Raw genomic sequence first — 16711 nt, 5'->3', positions numbered from 1 at the left:
ATGAGCCGCACGAACACCATGGCGCGGGCCGCCTCGCCGGCCTCCGCCGGCCGGTGGGTGCGCCCCGCGGGGCACACCGTCCTGCGCCGCGGGCGCGGCAGCTTCCTCGTCCACCGCAGGGCCGTTCTCATCGCCGTCGTGCTCGCCGTGCTGCTGGCGGCGGCCGTCGTGGTCTACCTCTGCGTCGGCGAGTCCTTCGTCTCCCCGGTGGAGGTCGTCAACGTCCTCCTCGGCCGGCCCAGCCCCGACCAGCTCGTCGTCGGCACACTGCGGCTGCCGCGGCTGGTCGTGGGCCTGCTCGCCGGGCTCGCCTTCGGCGTCGCCGGGGCGCTGGTGCAGACCGTCGCGCGCAACCCGCTGGCCAGCCCCGACGTCATCGGCGTCACCCACGGCGCGGGCGCCGCGACGGTCGCCGCGATGAGCTTCGGCCTCGTCTCGTACACGGCGCTGCCGTACGTGTCGATCGCTGGCGGGCTCGCGGCGGCGCTGCTGGTCTACGTGTTCGCCTGGCGCCGCGGGCTCCACGCCTCGCGCTTCGTCCTCGTCGGGATCGGCGTCTCGGTGGCCCTGGGCTCGCTGACCCAACTCTTCCTCACCAAGGGCGACTTCCTCGTCGCCCAGCAGGCCAAGGTCTGGCTGACGGGCTCGCTCAACAGCCGCGGCTACGACCAGGCCGCTCCCCTGGCGACGGTGCTCCTGCTGGCGGTCCCCGCGGCACTGTGGGCGGCCAGGGCCCAGCGCGGGGCCTCCCTCGACGACGACACCGCCCTGGCCCTCGGCATCCGGCTGGACCGGGTGCGGCTCGGACTGACCGCGCTCGGCATCGTCCTGGCGTCCGTGGCGACGGGTGCGACCGGACCGGTCGACTTCGTCGCCCTCCTCGCCCCGCAGATCGCCCGTCGGCTGACGCGTACCGCGCAGATCCCGCTGCTGTCCTCGGCGCTGACGGGCGCGCTCGTGGTCGTCGTCGCGGACCTGCTGGCCCGGCGCCTGTTCTCCCCCGTCGAACTCCCCGTCGGCGTCCTCACCGCAGCGGTGGGCGCCCCGTACCTGATGTGGCTGATCGCCCGCACCCGCAGCCGTTCCGGAGGCACCACCCCATGAGCCGTACCAGCCGACTCACCGCCCGGGCACTGACCTTGGCCTACGAGGACCGCACCGTCGTCGACGGCCTGGACCTGGAGATCCCGGACGGCCGCGTCACCGTCATCGTCGGCCCCAACGCCTGCGGCAAGTCCACGCTGCTGCGCGCGCTGGGCCGGCTGCTCAAGCCGCGCTCCGGCACGGTCCTGCTGGACGGCACCGAACTCGCCCGCATCCCCGGCCGGCAGATCGCCCGCACGGTCGGCGTGCTGCCGCAGAGCCCCACGCCGCCGGACGGCATCACCGTCGCCGACCTCGTGGCGCGCGGGCGCCAGCCCCACCAGAAGTGGTGGCAGCAGTGGTCCGAGGCCGACGAACGCGCCGTCGCCGAGGCCCTGGAGCACACCGGCACCGCCGACCTCGCGGACCGGCCGGTCGACGAGCTGTCCGGCGGGCAGCGCCAGCGGGTGTGGATCGCCATGGCCCTCGCGCAGGAGACCGATCTGCTGCTGCTGGACGAGCCGACCACCTACCTCGACATCGCCCACCAGGTTGAGGTGCTGGACCTGGTCCGCCGCCTCAACCACGGGCGCGGGCGCACGGTCGTCGCCGTGCTCCACGACCTCAACCAGGCCGCCCGCTACGCCGACCACCTCATCGCTATGAAGGCCGGCCGCGTCGTCGCCCAGGGCCCGCCCCGGGACATCGTCACGGCGGACCTGGTCCACGAGGTCTTCGGCCTCACCTCCGTCATCGTCCCCGACCCGGTCACGGGCAGCCCCCTCGTCGTCCCCGGAGTCCCCTGGCAGCCCGCGGCGGCCGACTGACGCGCTCCCGCGTCACCCGGCACGGCGGGAGCGCGGCAGGGCTCTCCGCCATACTGCAGGGGTGACCTCACCGGCCGGCCCCGTGATCCTCTTCGACGACGACCTCCACATGTACGTCCTCGCGAACGCGGCCCACGCGGAGGCCTACTGGGAGGAGCCGGGCGAGTACACCCGCGGATTCGACGCGCGGGCCCGCCCCCTGCGCATGACGGGCGAACCCCACCGGGTCACCCTCGAACTCACGGGCGCCGCACCGGACGAGGCGGCGCTGCGCCGCCTGGTCGCCGACCACTACCGTCGCTTCCTCCCCCGCGAGGCGCCGCCGCGGGCGGCCGGTCTGGCGGAGTTCGTGGCGTCCCTGCCCCTCGACGGGGGCTGAGGCGGCACGCCGTCAGGCGAGCATCAGGGCGACGGCGTCGCCGCCCCCGCGGCGAGGAGGGCGCGCAGCGGGGCGCGCTCCGTGGGCAGTCCCGCGGACCGCAGCCAGGAGACACGGTTGGCGACGTCGCCCCAGCAGGCGTCACGCTCGGCCAGGGCCCGCAGGAAGGCGTGCTGGGCGGCCGTCAGCGGGCGGCCGGACGTGTACGGCTCGGGGAAGGCGGAGGCGAGGAGCGGGCCCCAATCGCTGTCGACGGTGTACTGGCCGCACATCGGGACCAGTGACAGGGCGGCCGGCAGGACCTCGTCGAAGTGCCGGGCCCGGTCGAGCAGTCCGCGCAGCAGCGTGAAGCGGAACCAGCCGTCGAAGTGGGGCAGCGGCTCGTCGAACCACTGGTCGGCGGCCGCGGGGTCGGCGAGCGCGTCGAGCAGGGCCGGCACGGCGCCGGGGGCGCTGGTACCCAGGGCGGCGCAGGCGCGTACCGCCGGGTCGGAGTCCGTCAGGAGACCACCGGTGTCACGGCCCCAGGCCCCCAGCGACAGGAGGGCGCCGGCCCGTTCGCGGCGGTCGCCGTCGCCCCTGGCGATCCGCTCCAGGCGCCCGGCCGCGGCCGGTATGCGGTCGGCGAGTTCGGGTGCCCGGAGCAGATGTGTCACCGCGCTGAGGGCCGCCTCCCTGACGGTGGCGTCCGCGTCGTCCAGCCAGGGCGCGACCGCGTCGAACAGCTGCGGCCGGACGGCACGGCACGCCTCGATCGCCGCAATCTCCTCGGCCCACGCGTCGTCACCGGCACCGTCCTCGTCCTCCTCGTCGTCCTCGTACGCCGCGGAGTCGGCGAGTTCGCCCAGCCATTCCAGGAGCGCGGCACGCAGCGGCCGGGCCCGGTCGTCCCAGGGGAAGAAGCTCTCGTGGACCGCGAGGGTGCGGGGGTCGTTCAGAATGCAGGCGACGAACAGCGCCGCCGGCGCGGTGGCGGAGTACAACGACCCCTGGTGCAGGACGGACATCTCCAGCCGGCCGAGCGACTCGGCCTGCACCTCTGGGTCCTGATGCAGGAGACCGAGCAGATCGTCCGGGGTGCCGTCGGCGGGCCCGTAGGCGTGCGCGAGTGCGGACCAGTCGGTCGCCGCCAACAGGGCGGCGGGTTCGGGCATTGCGGCGGTGGCGTCGTTCGCGGACATGGCGGCAGTCTGGCGCAGGCGTCTGACAACGGCCGCGCACATCAGGCGAATCCTGCCCTTTCCCCGTGTTTCCACGTTAGCTGTGGGGTGGCAGTGAGCGGTGTGAAGAGAGGGAGTAGATTGCGGCTGCCATTGGCATCGGATTTAGCAACAGCCTGGAGAACTTGTGACCGCATCCCCCCGCCGTGCCTGGTCCCGCCCCGGCACCCTGATAGCGGCGGCCGCGACCGGCATCATCGGTCTCGGCCTGTGCGCCACCCCGGCGTCCGCCCACACGCGTACCTGGACCGTGGATTGCTCCCAGGTGGAGTTCAATCTGCAGGCCTACAAGGGTGACGTCGAGAACACCGTGACCCTTACTGCGGACGGCAAGGAACTGCTCCCGACCACCACTTTCGGTACGTCGTTCAAGCAGACCATTGACCTCCCGCCGCACACCGCTGAGGTGAAGCTCCACCTCAGCGTGGTGGCCGGCGACGACAAGCTGGGCAACAAGGGCTACTCGTTCGAGGGCGACAAGACCGCCCCGGTGTGCGAGGGCTCGGACGAGACCACGCCCACCCCCACGCCCACCCCGACGGAGACGAAGACCACCGAGTCTCCGAAGCCCAGCGAGACGCCCAGCGAGGAGGCCAGCACGGCCCCCTCCGCCGCGCCCTCGACCCCCTCCACCGACGAGTCCCCGGCCGGCGACCTCGCCGAGACCGGTGCCTCCAGCTCCACCCCGCTGCTCGCGGGCGGTGCGGCCGTCGCGCTGCTCGCCGGCGGCGGCCTGCTGTTCGCGAACCGCAAGCGTCGCGCCGCAGCCCGTCACTGACCCAGGTCGCTGACGGCGGCGCGGTGACTCGCCGTGCATGACACAAGGGTGCCGGACCGTGCTCCGTACGGTCCGGCACCCGGCTTTTCGCGACCCGCCGCGCGACTCCGGCGTCAGGCCACGGGCCCCGGCGCGGTGGAGGCCTCGAACTCCCCCTTGCGCAGCCGGTACACCTGCAGCCGCAGGTCGTAGTACTTCTCGGTCTCCCCGACCCATTCCATGCCGACGCTGCGGGCGGTGGCCGCGCCGCGGTCGTTCCGCGGGCGGACCACGGCGAAGAGTTCGTCCACGCCCGACGCGAAGGCGTGACCCGCCAGCGCGCGTCCGGCCTCGGCGGCCAGGCCCCGGCCCCAGAACGGGTGGGCGAGCTGCCAGCCGATCTCGAGGTCGACGCCGTACGGCGGGAGCGGCAGGACGGCGGCTCCTCCGACGAGTTCGCCGCTCTCGCGCAGTTCGATCGCCCAGCGTCCGGCCGGCCGTTCCAGGGCGCCGCCGCCCTCCTGCCAGGAGCGCAGCAGTTCCCGCATGGACGCGACGTCGGGCTGCCGGGTCATCGCCGGCGCCAGCCAGCGCGTCACGTCGTCCGTACCGTAGACGGCCAGCGCCGCTTCCGCGTCGTCGGTACGCCACGGCCTCAGGACGAGCCGGGGGGTGACGATCCGGGTTTCCTCGTTGCCCTTCGCGCGCTGTGCCGTGGCCGTACCAGTCATCTGCGTCTTCCGTCCCTGTCGCGGGCTCCGCCGGCCGTACGTCCGGCGGGCACCCGAAGTCCCCTGTGAGCATGCACAACACCAGGAGGGCGCCGTCGCTTCCCGCCCCGGGCCGGACGAGCGCCCACCCACCCCCGCTAACCCCCATCACTCGCTTGACAGGTTACCTCGATCCTGTTTCCATGTAACCATCTAAGCGAATCGAAGGGGTTAGGCATGGCCACCGTGCACCACCGCTACGCCGAGGTCCAGGGTCACCGGCTCTTCTACCGGGAGGCGGGCCCGGCCGACGCCCCCGTCATCGTGCTCCTCCACGGCTTCCCGACCAGCTCGTTCATGTTCCGCGAGCTGATCCCGAGGCTCGCCGGCCACTACCGCGTCATCGCGCCCGACCACCTCGGCTTCGGGTTCTCCGACGCCCCCGCCGCCGACGAGTTCGCGTACTCCTTCGACGCCCTGGCCGGACTCACCAAGGGCCTGCTCGACGGGCTGGGCGTCACGCGGTACGCGCTCTACGTCCAGGACTACGGAGCGCCGATCGGCTGGCGCCTCGCGCTGGACGACCCCGGCGCCGTCACCGCGATCGTCACCCAGAACGGCAATGGCTACGAGGCGGGACTCGTCGAGGAGTTCTGGGACGACGTCCGCGCCTACCAGCGCGAGCAGACCCCCGAGACCGAGGCGGGCGTCCGCGTGGCGCTGAGCCTCGAGGGCATCAAGTGGCAGTACGTCACGGGAGTGGCGGACGAGACCAGCGTCTCCCCCGACACCTGGCACCACGACTTCCAGCTGGTCTCCCGGCCCGGCAACGACCTGGTGCAGCTCACGCTCTTCCGCGACTACGCCACCAACATCCCGCTCTACCCGCGCCTGCACGAGTACCTGCGCACCCACGCTGTTCCCGTGCTGGCGGTCTGGGGCGAGCACGACCCCATCTTCGGGCCCGACGGCGCCCGGGCCTTCGCCAAGGACGCGCAGCGGTCGGAGGTGCACCTCCTCGACGGGGGCCACTTCCTCCTGGAGACCCATGTCGAGCCCGTCGCGGAGCTGATCCTGGGCTTCCTCGACCGGGCGGGACTGGCGCGCTGAGCCACCGCATCCCGCATCCCGCCTCCCGCATCCCGCATCCCGCATCCCGCATCATCCACCGCCGAACGACGATTGCGAGGGCCATGACCCGCCACACCGGCTTCCACGAGGGAGAACTCGCCGTCCAGCGACGTGCAGGCGTCGCTCAGCAGGCCGCCCGGCTGCGGGGCATGCTCGACCCGCCGCATCTCGGCGGCGGAGTGTCCCTCTTCCTCGCCGACCGCGACCTCGCCGTACTGGGGGCACGTGACGAGGACGGGCGCCTGTGGGTCTCCCCGCTCACGGGAGCCCCCGGCTTCCTCTCCACCCAGGGTGACGCCGTACGGGTCGGGACCCGTCCGCGGGCGGGCGACCCGCTCGCCGGGCTGCCGTCCGGCGGGGCCGCGGCCCTGATCGTGATCGACCTCGCGAGCCGCCGCCGGCTGCGCCTCAACGGCACCCTCGCCGCTGCCGACGACGCCGGCTTTGAACTCGCCGTCGACCAGGCGTACGGGAACTGCCCCCAGTACATCCAGCAGCGCCTGCTCGGCCCCGCACCGGAGGGCGGCCCGGGCGGCGGGGACGCCCCCGCCGCCGGAGCGCGGCCCGCCGACCGGCTCGACGCGGCGCAGGCGGCCATGGTGGGCCGGGCCGACACCTTCTTCCTCGGCACCGCCCACCCCGAACGCGGCGCGGACGTCTCCCACCGGGGCGGCCCGCCGGGATTCGTCCGGGTGACGGACGACGGCGGCCTGTGGTGGCCGGACTATCCCGGCAACAACATGTTCAACAGCCTCGGCAACCTGGCGAGCGACCCCGCCGCGGCCCTGCTCTTCGTGGACTTCGCCACGGGGACGACGCTGCAGCTGTCCGGGACCGCGGCCGTCGACTGGACGTCGCCCGGGGTTCCGGGCGACGACGGCGGCACGGGCCGCCGGGTCCGCTTCACCCCGCGGCACGTGGCCACCGGGCGGGTCCCGGTGCGGGCGGACGCCGTCCTCCCCTACCGGCTCAACCCGCCGCTCACCGCCTGACCGCCGTCAGCGGCCGGTCACCGCCGCCAGCAGTCCGCGGAAGTCCTCCTCGCAGGCCGGGCAGCCGCGCAGGTGGACCGCGACACCGGGGTAGCGCCGCTCCGGTGCCGCGTCCGCCAGGAACAGCTCCAGGTAGACGTCCATCAGGTCGAGCGCCGCGTCGCAGCCGGGGTCCAGGGGATCGCTGCGCAGGAGGTCGTCAAGACCCTGCCATTCGTTCATGAGCGCCTCGCTGTCGTCAGGGGCAGATGTCCATTGGCTGCGAGCCGGGCGCGGAGCTTACGCCGCGCGTCGAACATCGTCTTGTAGAGCGCGTTGCGGTTCGTGCCGAGCTCCGCCGCGAGCGTGTCGGCGTCCACGCCGTTCACGGCGAGCGCGGTGAACACCCGGCGCTGGCGCTCGGTGAGCTCCTCGTCCACGGCCTCGCGCAGCGCGGCGACCAGCTCCCGGGCCTCGCTCTGCCGCACGGGATCGGCGCCGAGCCGGTCGGGGAGCCGCTCCCACGCCTCGGGGTCGAGCTGCACACCGGCCGTCCGCCAGAAGTGACGGCCGAGCTTGCTCGACACCTCGTGCATGACGAACTTGTACGCCCAGGTCGTGAAGCGGCTGTCGCCGCGGAATTCGCCGATCTTCCGGGTGATCGACAGCAGGGCGTCGGCCGCGGCCTGGTGGGCGATGTCGTCCAGTTCCGGCCCGCTGATGCCGTGCCGCGACCCGCGCCGGTTCAGCTCCGCGTACGCGATCCGCAGCAGCAGGGCGTGCAGCCGGCCGGTCGCCTCCTCGTGCTCGTCGCCGCCGGCCGACAGCGCCCGCACCCACTGCGCGGACTCCGCGTCCATCGACCGGCCGCCCCGGCCCCCGTCGCCGGCCGGGCCGTCGTTCTGTGCGGAATCCATGCAGCGATCCTAGACGCGGCCGCCCGCCCCCACCTCCACGGCGGCGCCCGCCGCGCCCCCGCGAGAACCGGCCGCTCCCGGGAGGTAAGACCCGGTCGTTGTCCGCCACCAATGGGCGTACGGAAAAGAGAGAGCCGCGAGCAAGGAGGGACCGTGACCGGCTACCGCAGGAACCCGGAGGCCGTCTCGCGACTGTCACCGGAGCAGTACCGCGTGACACAGGAGAACGGCACCGAGCGCCCCTTCACGGGCGCCTACCTGGACAACAAGGAACCCGGGATCTACGTGGACGTGGTCTCCGGAGAGCCGCTGTTCGCCTCGGTCGACAAGTACGACAGCCACAGCGGCTGGCCGAGCTTCACCCGGCCGCTGGACCGGAGCACCGTCGTGGAGCGGCCGGACCCGGGCTACGGGCTGCTGGCCACCGAGGTGCGCTCGGCGGTGGGCGACAGCCACCTGGGGCACGTCTTCCCCGACGGCCCCCGGCAGACCGGCGGCCTGCGGTACTGCATCAATTCCGCCTCGCTGCGCTTCATCCACGCCGATGACCTGGAGCGGGAAGGTTACGGGGCCTACCTCGGGTTGTTCGACAATGGTGACAGGACCGATTCGGAGGATTGACATGGCAGGACAGACACAGAGGGCCGTACTCGCGGGCGGCTGCTTCTGGGGCATGCAGGACCTGATCCGCAAGCAGCCCGGAGTCGTGGGGACCCGCGTCGGCTACACGGGCGGCGACGTGCCCAACGCCACCTACCGCAACCACGGCACCCACGCCGAGGCGATCGAGATCCTCTTCGACCCCGAGAAGACGGACTACCGGGCGCTGCTGGAGTTCTTCTTCCAGATCCACGACCCGTCGACGCGGAACCGCCAGGGCAACGACATCGGCATGAGCTATCGCTCGGCGATCTACTACGTGGACGACGAGCAGAAGCGCGTCGCGGAGGACACCATCGCCGACGTCGACGCCTCGGACCTGTGGCCCGGCAAGGTGGTCACCGAGGTCGAGCCCGTCGGGCCCTTCTGGGAGGCCGAGCCGGAGCACCAGGACTACCTGGAGCGCTACCCCGAGGGGTACACCTGCCACTTCCCGCGGCCGAACTGGCGGCTGCCCGCCCGTACGAAGGGCTGACGGACCCCGTCGCGCCGCCCTGGTGACGGGCTCGGGCGGCGCGGCGGCCCTCGGCGGCCCGGGGCCCTGTGCGGCCCCGGGCCGCCGTCGTACGTCAGTCGGCGGCGGCCCGGGCGCGCCGGTGGTGGCGCCGGGCCTTCATGCGGTTGCCGCAGGCCGCCATGGAGCACCAGCGGGCGGTGTTGGCCTTGCTGCGGTCGAGCAGGAACAGCCGGCACTCGTCGTTGGCGCAGGGCCGCAGGCGTCCGGGCCTGGCTTCCTGCAGCGCGCCCCAGGCCGTGACGGCCCGGACGGCCGGCATGCGCTCGGCGGGGGCCTCCAGCACCCAGTCGACGCCGTGCGCGGACACCCGCGGCACCCGGGCGACCCCGGTGAGCAGTTTCTGGAGCTCGGCGGGCGCCCCGTCCCCACGCGTGACGCGCTGCAGCGCGTCACGCGCCGCCAGGAGGTGGCGCAACTCCTGTGCCGTCCCGGTGCCGCCGTGGGCGCGCAGCCAGCGGCGGCCGGCGGCCGGGTCGGCCAGTTCGTCCACCTGGGTCCCGTCGGCGACCGGGGTCGTGTTGAGCAGTTCCAGCAGGTAGTCGTCGTCCGCCGTCTCGGCCGTCATGCTCGGCGCCTCCCGTCCCGGGTAACCCTTCATCGGTCGTTTGAAGGTTACACCTCCGGGTGCGGGCACGGCAGCGCCCCGGCGGGCTCACAAGGCCTCCAGCCGCAGCTCACGGCCGCTCCACCGGGACCGGAGCCGCCGGTCATGGCTGGCCACGACGATCGCGCCCGGTCCCGGGCCGAGCGCCTCCTCCAGTTCGTCCGCGAGCCGCGGCGAGAGGTGGTTGGTGGGCTCGTCGAGCAGCAGCAGCTCGGGCGGGTCGGCCACCAGCAGGGCCAGGGCCAGCCGGCGCCGCTGCCCCACGGACAGCCGCCCGACCGGCCGGTCCAGCTCGGGGGTGCCGAGCAGCCCGAGGTCGGCCAGCGGGACCGCCTCCGCGCGCTCGGCGCCGAGTGCCGCGGCGTAGGTCTCCCGCGCGGTCCGGTGCGGCCGCTCGAAGGCCGTGTCCTGGGCGAGCAGGCCGACGGTCAGGCCTTCCCTGCGGCGTACCCTGCCCGCCGCCGTCAGGTGCCCGGCGAGCACGGCCAGGAGGGTCGACTTCCCCGCCCCGTTCACCCCGGTGACCAGCAGCCGGTCGGCCGCCGGCACGTCGAGGCGGTCCAGGGTCAGCCTTCCGGGCACATGGACGTCGCGCAGCGCCAGCAGGACACCCTCGGCGGACCGGGCGGCGAGTGCGGCGGCGCGCAACCGCAGCGGCTCCGGCGGCCGGGCGACCTGTTCGCGCTCCAGCTCCCCCAGCCTGCGGGCGGCGCTGCGCACACGCCGGGAGATCTGCTGCTGCACGCGTCCGCCGGAGTGGCCGTACCCCATCTTCTCGTTGTCGCGCTTGGGCCGGTCGTGTGCGACCCGGTGGGCGGTGGCGTCCACCGACCGGCGCAGCTCGGCGAGTTCCTCCTGCTCGGCGTCGAAGCGCCGCTGCCAGCGGGCCCGTTCGGCGTGCTTCTCCTTCAGGTAGGCGCTGTAGTTGCCGCCGTGGCGGGTCGGGCCGTCCGCCGCCGGGTCGAGGTCGATCACGTCGGTGCAGACGGCGTCGAGGAAGGCCCGGTCGTGGCTCGCGACCACCACGGCACCCGGCAGGCCCCGCAGTTGCTCCTCCACGAAGGCCGCGGCGGCGTCGTCCAGGTGGTTGGTCGGCTCGTCGAGCAGCAGGGCGGTGGGCCGTCGCACCAGGAGCGCGGCGAGCGCCAGCCGGCCGCGCCGGCCGCCCGACAGCCGCGACAGCACGCGGTCTCGCGGGACGTCCCCGAGGCCGAGGCCGGCCAGCACGATGTCCGCGCGACGGTCGGCGTCCCAGGCCTCCTGGGCCTGTGCGGCGTCGAGCGCTCCCGCGTACGCGTCGAGCAGTTCGCCGTGGCCGGGCGCGTCCTGCGGGGTCCCGGCGAGGGCGGCGGCCAGGCGGTCGAGCTCGGCCAGGAGCCCGCGCGCCTCGCGCAGGGCGTCGTCGAGGACGTCGCCGACCGTCGCGCTGCCGGGGAAGGGAAGTTCCTGGCGCAGGAAGCCGAGGTCGGGAGGGCGGATCACGGTTCCGGCGTCGGGCTCGGCCACTCCGGCGAGCACTTCGAGCAGGGTCGACTTGCCGGCGCCGTTCTCGCCTACGAGACCGATGCGGTGCCCGGGGGCGGCGGTGAGGGAGAAGCCGTCGAGCACGCGTCGGCCGCCGAAGGTGCGGACGAGGTCATGGGCGGACAGGGCGGGCTGGGTCACGGGGATCACCACAAAAGGGGTCGGGGCCATGGCCGCCGTGACGGCGGCCGGGGCGGAAGGGCTGAGGGGACGGGCGCGGGTCACACCGGGAAGGCGCCGGTCTGCGTCAGCCGCCCGTCGGACAGGTGCGGCCGGCGGCGCGCGTCGATGTCCAGGTCGTCGGTGGGTTCGTCGGGCGGCCCGAGGTCGCCGAGGCCGAGCCGGTCCGGTTCGGCGCGGGTGCGTTCCCGATGTCCCCGTCGTCGCCGACGGTCGCGATGTGCTCCTCGGCGGTGTCCCCCGACTCGACCGCGTCGATCGCGCGGACGGCGCCGGCGAGCCCCGTGGCCTCGGCCACGGCGAGGTCACCGGTCGCCGGCGGGCTCTGCGGGGGACGGCCGAGCGTCCCGTCGACGGTGACGGTGCCGCCGCGGAGCCCGTACTCCCCCGCGATCAGCGTGAGGAGGGTGCTCTCGCCGGCGCCGTTCGGCGCGACGGGACCGGTGCGGACGCCGCCGACGGTGGAGGACAGGTCCTCGAGGACGGGGGTGGCGTCAGGCCGGGGGAAGGACGGGTGGGCACAGATGACATGCGCGTCGGACATGGGTGGGCCCTCGGGAGGTCACCGCACGCGGCCATGGGGCCGCCGCGCGGGAAGGGGAGTGTGGGAAGGCATGACGAAACGGCCACGGCATCGGCGCGTCGTGCGCGCCCGCCCATGGCCGAGGACACCCGGTATCACCCGGAGATGTCGTCGTCACCCGCCACGTTCGGACTCCCTTGGTTCCCGGTTCGGAGATCCGCGTCACCCTACCAGCCGACCCGGCAGGCGCCTCCGCCGCGGCCCGACCGTGTCCCCGCCCGCCACCGGTGACCAGGCGCACGCGGCCGCGCAGTCCCAGGTCCGTCGGGGCCTTCCCCTCCCGCGCTCAGAGGGTGATCCTCTGCGGCCGGGTGGTCACCACGATGACACAGGTGACGCCCGACTCCAGAGCCGCCGTGAACTCCTTCCGGAGCTCCGCCGGGCTCTGCACCTCGGCCGCCTGGCAGCCGAAGCCCCGCGCCACGGAGACGATGTCCAGCCCCGGCAGGTCGAGTCCGGGCACACCCGGGGTCTTCTCCAGATCGGCGAAGGACTTCAGGATCGAGTACTCGCCGTTGCGCATCGCGACGTACACGACGGGCAGCCCCTGCTGCACCGCGGTCCACAGACCCTGCACCGAGTACTGGAAGGAACCGTCCCCGATCAGGCACACCACCGGGCGCCTGACCCCGCGGTCCCGGTCCCCGAGGGCGACTCCGACCGCCGCCGGCAGGGCCCAGCCGATGCCGCCGCTCGGGGTGGCGAAGAAGGACTCCGGCTCCACGGCCGGCAGCCACTGCGCGTGCTCCGCCATGGTCGAGGTGGACTCGTTGACGAAGACGGCGTGCTCCGGGCGGACGTCGGCGAGGGCGGCGTAGACCTCGGCGGGCGTCAGAGGTCCGCTCGGTGTCCGCGTCGGCTTCCCGGGGCGCGGCATGGGCTCGGGCAGCTCGCGGTCGCCGCCTTCCGCCACCGCCTCGGTGAGGAGTTCGATCGCCATCCGTGCGTCGCCGAGCAGGCTGTCGCCGACGCGGGCGGCAGCGGCGACCGCCGGGTCGCTCGTGATGTGCAGCAGTTCGGTCCCCTGCGGCAGGATGTCGCCCGGTACGTAGGGGTAGTACCGGAAGACCTCGGCCCCCACGACCACCACCAGGTCGTGGCCGGCGAGCCGTTCCCCGACGGCCCGCACGGACATGCCGAGCGGGCCGCGGTACAGGCGGTGGTCCTCACGGAACGACGCGCGGTCCGCGAGCGGGGGGCTGTAGACCGCGGCGTTCAGCCGCTCGGCGAGTGCCACGGCGGCATGCCAGCCCCCCGACCGGTCCACTTCGGGCCCGAAGACCAGGGCGGGACGCCGGCTGGCCGTGATGCGCGCGGCGAAGTGCCGCAGGCGCGCCGGATCCGGCGCGTACGCCGTGCTGACGTCGCGCAGGACGGCGGGGCCGCTCAGGGGCCGGTTCCAGTCGTCGAGCGGGATCGACAGGAACACCGGTCCCGAGGGCGGCTGGAGCGCCGCGGCGTAGGCGCGCATGAAGGCCTCCGGCACGTCCTCCGCGCGCAGCGGCTCGTACGACCACTTCACCCACGGCCTGGGCAGGGTCGTCGCGTCGCGGTTGGCCAGGTAGGGCTCGCCGATGACCAGTTCGCGGTGCTGCTGGCCCGCGGTGACGATCAGCGGGGTGTGGCCGTGGTACGCGGCGACCAGGTTGCCGACACTGTTCCCGAGCCCGGCCGAGGAGTGCACGTTGACCAGCGCGGGACGGCGGGTGGTCTGGGCGTAGGCGTCCGCCATGGCGATGACGGAGGCCTCCTGCAGGGCCAGGACGTAGGTGAAGTCGTCGGGGAATTCCTGGAGGAACGTCTCCTCGGTGGATCCCGGGTTGCCGAAGACCGTTGTCAGCCGCAGTGACCGCAGCAGTTCGTAGGTCACGGAGTGGACGGTGGATCGCTCGTTCATCGTGCGCAGCTCCCAGGGGACGCGACGGACGCCGTGACGGACGGCACCCGCCGGTCGCGGAGCATGGCGGCCGCCGCCACCCCGACGCTAGACGCCGGCCCCGTGCCCGCCCGGCACATCCGGCACGACGCACGGTGCGATCATCCCGACGGGGGCGCGGGCCCGCGAAGAGCGGTCCCGGCCACCTCAGGCGGTTCGTCGGCTCCCGCCCGGCGGGGCCGCACGGTCCGCGGGCGCCGCGCGCCCGCGCCGCTCCGTGCCGAACAGGGCGATCAGGCGCTCCCCGCCGTCCCCGCGCCGGGCCCGAGGCACAGCGATGCCCCGGCGTCCCCGTCGGTTGCGGTGAGGTAGGCCCAGCCCAGCGGGTTCCAGCGCAGACGGCGCACCTCGACCCCGTCGATCTCGGCGTTCTCCCGCGCCGCGCACTCGTGGGCGTCGGCGGCGCGGTGCATCGCGGCCCGCACCGCGTCCTCGGCGTCGTCGGCCTCGCCGACCACGTAGTAGTGGCTGCGCACGGCACCCCGGGCCGTACTGAACCGCAATCCCACGAACCATCGGTCCTCGGGGGCGACGGTGGCAAGCATCGTCACTGCTCTCCTCGTTCGCGGTCTCCGTGGCGGCCGTGTCCCGGACCACCACCCTCCGATCCCTTGGAACAGCGGGCTTGGTGCCCTCCATCGCAGGTCGGCCGGGCCCCGGTGAACCTGGGAACGGGGGTACCACCCCGGTGCGCGGGCGGCGATCAGGCCCCTTCGGCGGGCCGGTGCCGTACCGCGCAGGTGAAGACGCCGGAGCCGGACCGCTCGCATTCCACGTACGCGGCGGTCCCCGCCCGCGCGGCGGGCGGGCGCCAGGGCATCACCGCCTCGCCGGCGAGCAGCGCCTCCAGGGTCTGCAGCCGCGGGTCGCGCAGGGCGGGGTGGTGCTCGTAGCCGGCCGCGCCGAGAGCCAGAGCGACGGCCATGCCGAGCAGGTTGACCTCGGTCGGCCGCTCGGGCGGCGCCGTGCCCTCCGTCGGGTGGAGCCGGATGCCCTCGTCGGGCACCTCGATCAGGCGGGCGGCGTAGCGCTCGGTCATGGTCGGGGTGGTCTCCTTACCGTGAGGTGGCGCGGGGTCATCCCCCGCTGGGACCGAAGCGCTCGGTGCGGATCCGGTCCGGGGAGTGGCCCAGGGCCACCAGCAGTCCCGCGGCCGTCTCGACGAAGCCGGTGGGGCCGCACACGTAGCAGGTGGGCTCGAAGTCCACGGGCCAGCCCCATTCGGCCAGGTCGCGGGCCTGGAGCCGGCCCACCGGGCGGGTCCACCCGTCCGGTGCCGAACGGGTGTAGACGTGTGTCGTGTCGAGTCCGGGGGCGCCCCGGTCCAGTTCGGCCGCGTAGAACCGGTCCTCGGGGGTGCGTACGGAGTACAGCAGCCGGAACGGGGCGCGGCTGCCCGCGGCGGCGCGGCCGCGGACCATCGCCATGAGCGGGACGATCCCGGAGCCGCCCCCGACCAGCAGGACCGGTTCGGTCTGCTCGGGTTGCCAGACGAACCAGCCGCCGACGGGGCCCCGGATCTCGACGGCGTCCCCGACGGCGAGGCCGTCGGTCAGGTAGGGCGAGACCTCGCCGTCCTCCACACGCTGGACGGTCAGCTCGACCCGGCCGCCGTCGGCCGCGGACGCCAGGGAGTAGCTGCGCTGGGTGCTGTAGCCGTCCTCCGCGGTGAGCCGGACGTCGACGTGCTGGCCGGGCAGGTGACCTGGCCAGCCGGGCACGTCGAACACCAGGGTCCGCGCCGCCACGGACTCGGCGCGCCGCTCGACCAGTTCGGCGGCCAGCCAGCGCAGGCGGTCGCCTAGTCGCCTTGGTACCGCTGTTCGCGCCATGGGTCTCCGTAGTCGTGGTAGCCGACGCTCTCCCAGAAGCCCGGCTCGTCCTCCGGGAGCAGTTGGATGCCGCGGACCCACTTCGCCGACTTCCACAGGTACAGGTGCGGGACCAGCAGCCGGGCGGGGCCGCCGTGCTCGGGGGCGAGCTCCTCGCCGTCGTACTCGTGGGCGATCCACGCCTGCCCGTCGAGGAGGTCCTCCAGGGGCAGGTTGGTGGTGTAGCCGCCGTAGGAGTGAACGAGCGCGTACTCGGCGGATGTCTCGACGTCGGCGAGCAGCGTGTCGAGGGAGACGCCCCGCCAGCTGGTGCCGAACTTGGACCACTTGGTCACGCAGTGCAGGTCGACGGTCGGGGTCTCGGCGGGCAGCGCCATCAGTTCCGTCCAGTCCCACCGGTGACGGGTGCCGTCCTCGGTGGTGACGGTGAACTCCCAGTCCTCGTGGGTGATCCGCGGTGTGGGGCCGGCGGACATGACGGGGAAGTCGAAGGTCTCGTACTGTCCCGGCGGGAGGTTGTTGCCCGACGTGGGGCGCCGGCCGTGGAATCCGCGCGAGATGATGGGCATGCCGCGCCGTCCTTCCTCTCCTCGCCGCCCCGGCTCGCCCGTGGTGGGAACCCCAGCATCGCGGACCGGGGGGATCCGGTCCACCGGAGCCCGCGGGGCGCGGCCCCGGTCGTCGTGACCGGCGCCGCGCCGCCGCGGCAGGTCGGGCGACCGGCCTGCGCGGCTCCACCACCAGGGAGGCGTCGCCGCCGCGGAGCCGCTCCGGCATGCAGGCGGTGGCCTCGTGGGGGACGCCGAGGGGTGCGGCGCTGACCTCGCTCAGGCGCGTGTACCCCTGTCCCCGCGAAGGGGACGGAACGGGGACGGGGTGG

Annotated in this window: 19 protein-coding genes and 1 pseudogene; 8 read left to right on the top strand and 12 right to left on the bottom strand. The window is 73.9% G+C overall.

All coding sequences use genetic code 11. The features are described from left to right. The 3 genes from PV342_RS14195 (at position 1) to PV342_RS14185 (ending at position 2289) form a co-directional block, all read left to right on the top strand. A complete protein-coding gene (locus PV342_RS14195) occupies positions 1 to 1104 on the top strand; it encodes a FecCD family ABC transporter permease (RefSeq protein WP_400807849.1) in 1104 nt (367 codons plus the stop codon). After that, positions 1101 to 1910, top strand: a complete 810-nt coding sequence (locus PV342_RS14190; RefSeq protein WP_018562587.1) for an ABC transporter ATP-binding protein — start codon at positions 1101 to 1103, stop codon at positions 1908 to 1910. Before PV342_RS14195 ends, PV342_RS14190 begins: the two co-directional genes overlap by 4 nt. A 61-nt stretch (positions 1911 to 1971) precedes the next feature. After that, positions 1972 to 2289, top strand: coding sequence for a hypothetical protein (locus tag PV342_RS14185; protein ID WP_386993216.1), 318 nt, complete (start codon positions 1972 to 1974; stop codon positions 2287 to 2289). 23 nt (positions 2290 to 2312) lie between these two features. Here the strand turns inward: PV342_RS14185 and PV342_RS14180 are convergent, their stop codons facing one another. Beyond that, positions 2313 to 3470, bottom strand: coding sequence for a HEAT repeat domain-containing protein (locus tag PV342_RS14180; protein ID WP_500317319.1), 1158 nt, complete (start codon positions 3468 to 3470; stop codon positions 2313 to 2315). A gap of 166 nt (positions 3471 to 3636) precedes the next feature. Here PV342_RS14180 and PV342_RS14175 point away from each other — a divergent pair, with 166 nt between their 5' ends. Beyond that, positions 3637 to 4287, top strand: a complete 651-nt coding sequence (locus PV342_RS14175; RefSeq protein WP_500317317.1) for an LAETG motif-containing sortase-dependent surface protein — start codon at positions 3637 to 3639, stop codon at positions 4285 to 4287. Positions 4288 to 4400: 113 nt separating this feature from the next. Here PV342_RS14175 and PV342_RS14170 read toward each other — a convergent pair whose 3' ends face one another. Next, the gene (locus tag PV342_RS14170) at positions 4401 to 4997 is read right to left on the bottom strand and encodes a GNAT family N-acetyltransferase (protein WP_361013899.1); all 597 of its coding nucleotides are present in this window, start codon (positions 4995 to 4997) and stop codon (positions 4401 to 4403) included. 216 nt (positions 4998 to 5213) lie between these two features. Here PV342_RS14170 and PV342_RS14165 point away from each other — a divergent pair, with 216 nt between their 5' ends. Continuing rightward, positions 5214 to 6086: an alpha/beta fold hydrolase gene (locus tag PV342_RS14165; protein ID WP_400807845.1), complete on the top strand. Its 873-nt coding sequence runs from the start codon at positions 5214 to 5216 to the stop codon at positions 6084 to 6086. An 83-nt stretch (positions 6087 to 6169) separates the two neighbouring features. Then, positions 6170 to 7099 (top strand): pyridoxamine 5'-phosphate oxidase family protein, encoded by a 930-nt coding sequence (locus PV342_RS14160; RefSeq protein WP_400807843.1) that lies wholly within the window; start codon positions 6170 to 6172, stop codon positions 7097 to 7099. A 6-nt stretch (positions 7100 to 7105) separates the two neighbouring features. Here PV342_RS14160 and PV342_RS14155 read toward each other — a convergent pair whose 3' ends face one another. Next, the gene (locus PV342_RS14155; RefSeq protein WP_018562580.1) at positions 7106 to 7321 is read right to left on the bottom strand and encodes a hypothetical protein; all 216 of its coding nucleotides are present in this window, start codon (positions 7319 to 7321) and stop codon (positions 7106 to 7108) included. After that, the gene (locus PV342_RS14150; protein ID WP_018562579.1) at positions 7318 to 7995 is read right to left on the bottom strand and encodes an RNA polymerase sigma factor; all 678 of its coding nucleotides are present in this window, start codon (positions 7993 to 7995) and stop codon (positions 7318 to 7320) included. Before PV342_RS14150 ends, PV342_RS14155 begins: the two co-directional genes overlap by 4 nt. A 153-nt stretch (positions 7996 to 8148) precedes the next feature. Between PV342_RS14150 and msrB the strand changes: the two genes are divergently transcribed. Both msrB and msrA read left to right on the top strand, forming a co-directional pair. Then, the gene (gene msrB / locus PV342_RS14145) at positions 8149 to 8616 is read left to right on the top strand and encodes a peptide-methionine (R)-S-oxide reductase MsrB (protein ID WP_018562578.1); all 468 of its coding nucleotides are present in this window, start codon (positions 8149 to 8151) and stop codon (positions 8614 to 8616) included. 1 nt (position 8617) lies between these two features. Next, positions 8618 to 9130, top strand: a complete 513-nt coding sequence (gene msrA / locus PV342_RS14140) for a peptide-methionine (S)-S-oxide reductase MsrA (protein ID WP_018562577.1) — start codon at positions 8618 to 8620, stop codon at positions 9128 to 9130. Positions 9131 to 9224: 94 nt separating this feature from the next. On the opposite strand, the gene PV342_RS14135 is transcribed toward msrA, so the two are convergent. The 8 genes and pseudogenes from PV342_RS14135 to PV342_RS14100 form a co-directional block, all read right to left on the bottom strand. Then, positions 9225 to 9737 carry a CGNR zinc finger domain-containing protein gene (locus tag PV342_RS14135; protein WP_400807839.1) on the bottom strand — a complete coding sequence of 171 codons (513 nt, stop codon included), beginning with the start codon at positions 9735 to 9737 and terminating at the stop codon, positions 9225 to 9227. A gap of 87 nt (positions 9738 to 9824) precedes the next feature. Continuing rightward, on the bottom strand, positions 9825 to 11441 hold the full coding sequence (locus tag PV342_RS14130) for an ABC-F family ATP-binding cassette domain-containing protein (RefSeq protein ID WP_361014416.1): 1617 nt from the start codon (positions 11439 to 11441) through the stop codon (positions 9825 to 9827). Between the two features lie 131 nt (positions 11442 to 11572). Beyond that, positions 11573 to 12024, bottom strand: a pseudogene (locus tag PV342_RS14125) (ABC transporter ATP-binding protein); the annotation flags it as partial. Positions 12025 to 12349: 325 nt separating this feature from the next. Next, positions 12350 to 13960 (bottom strand): benzoylformate decarboxylase, encoded by a 1611-nt coding sequence (mdlC, locus tag PV342_RS14120; protein ID WP_400807837.1) that lies wholly within the window; start codon positions 13958 to 13960, stop codon positions 12350 to 12352. A 272-nt stretch (positions 13961 to 14232) separates the two neighbouring features. After that, positions 14233 to 14550: a hypothetical protein gene (locus PV342_RS14115; protein WP_400807835.1), complete on the bottom strand. Its 318-nt coding sequence runs from the start codon at positions 14548 to 14550 to the stop codon at positions 14233 to 14235. 152 nt (positions 14551 to 14702) lie between these two features. Next, on the bottom strand, positions 14703 to 15038 hold the full coding sequence (locus tag PV342_RS14110; RefSeq protein ID WP_500317312.1) for a hypothetical protein: 336 nt from the start codon (positions 15036 to 15038) through the stop codon (positions 14703 to 14705). A 37-nt stretch (positions 15039 to 15075) separates the two neighbouring features. After that, positions 15076 to 15831 carry a ferredoxin reductase gene (locus PV342_RS14105; RefSeq protein WP_400807833.1) on the bottom strand — a complete coding sequence of 252 codons (756 nt, stop codon included), beginning with the start codon at positions 15829 to 15831 and terminating at the stop codon, positions 15076 to 15078. Next, a complete protein-coding gene (locus PV342_RS14100; protein WP_361009470.1) occupies positions 15801 to 16400 on the bottom strand; it encodes a sulfite oxidase-like oxidoreductase in 600 nt (199 codons plus the stop codon). The genes PV342_RS14105 and PV342_RS14100 overlap by 31 nt, the downstream gene beginning before the upstream one ends. Between the last annotated feature and the right edge of the window lie 311 nt (positions 16401 to 16711).

The sequence above is a fragment of the Streptomyces sp. PA03-3a genome, assembly GCF_033792735.1.
Classification (GTDB): domain Bacteria; phylum Actinomycetota; class Actinomycetes; order Streptomycetales; family Streptomycetaceae; genus Actinacidiphila.
Note: the sequence above shows the minus strand (reverse complement) of the source record. Positions and strands in the feature narration are given on the sequence as shown.

Bases quoted from the DNA above. Each gene is read 5' to 3' on its own strand.
- PV342_RS14195 (WP_400807849.1), top strand. From the start codon at position 1: ATGAGCCGCACGAACACCATGGCGCGGGCCGCCTCGCCGGCCTCCGCC.
- PV342_RS14190 (WP_018562587.1), top strand. From the start codon at position 1,101: ATGAGCCGTACCAGCCGACTCACCGCCCGGGCACTGACCTTGGCCTAC.
- PV342_RS14180 (WP_500317319.1), bottom strand. From the start codon at position 3,470: ATGTCCGCGAACGACGCCACCGCCGCAATGCCCGAACCCGCCGCCCTG.
- PV342_RS14170 (WP_361013899.1), bottom strand. From the start codon at position 4,997: ATGACTGGTACGGCCACGGCACAGCGCGCGAAGGGCAACGAGGAAACC.
- PV342_RS14165 (WP_400807845.1), top strand. From the start codon at position 5,214: ATGGCCACCGTGCACCACCGCTACGCCGAGGTCCAGGGTCACCGGCTC.
- PV342_RS14160 (WP_400807843.1), top strand. From the start codon at position 6,170: ATGACCCGCCACACCGGCTTCCACGAGGGAGAACTCGCCGTCCAGCGA.
- PV342_RS14155 (WP_018562580.1), bottom strand. From the start codon at position 7,321: ATGAACGAATGGCAGGGTCTTGACGACCTCCTGCGCAGCGATCCCCTG.
- PV342_RS14150 (WP_018562579.1), bottom strand. From the start codon at position 7,995: ATGGATTCCGCACAGAACGACGGCCCGGCCGGCGACGGGGGCCGGGGC.
- msrA (WP_018562577.1), top strand. From the start codon at position 8,618: ATGGCAGGACAGACACAGAGGGCCGTACTCGCGGGCGGCTGCTTCTGG.
- PV342_RS14135 (WP_400807839.1), bottom strand. From the start codon at position 9,737: ATGACGGCCGAGACGGCGGACGACGACTACCTGCTGGAACTGCTCAAC.
- mdlC (WP_400807837.1), bottom strand. From the start codon at position 13,960: ATGAACGAGCGATCCACCGTCCACTCCGTGACCTACGAACTGCTGCGG.
- PV342_RS14110 (WP_500317312.1), bottom strand. From the start codon at position 15,038: ATGACCGAGCGCTACGCCGCCCGCCTGATCGAGGTGCCCGACGAGGGC.
- PV342_RS14105 (WP_400807833.1), bottom strand. From the start codon at position 15,831: ATGGCGCGAACAGCGGTACCAAGGCGACTAGGCGACCGCCTGCGCTGG.
- PV342_RS14100 (WP_361009470.1), bottom strand. From the start codon at position 16,400: ATGCCCATCATCTCGCGCGGATTCCACGGCCGGCGCCCCACGTCGGGC.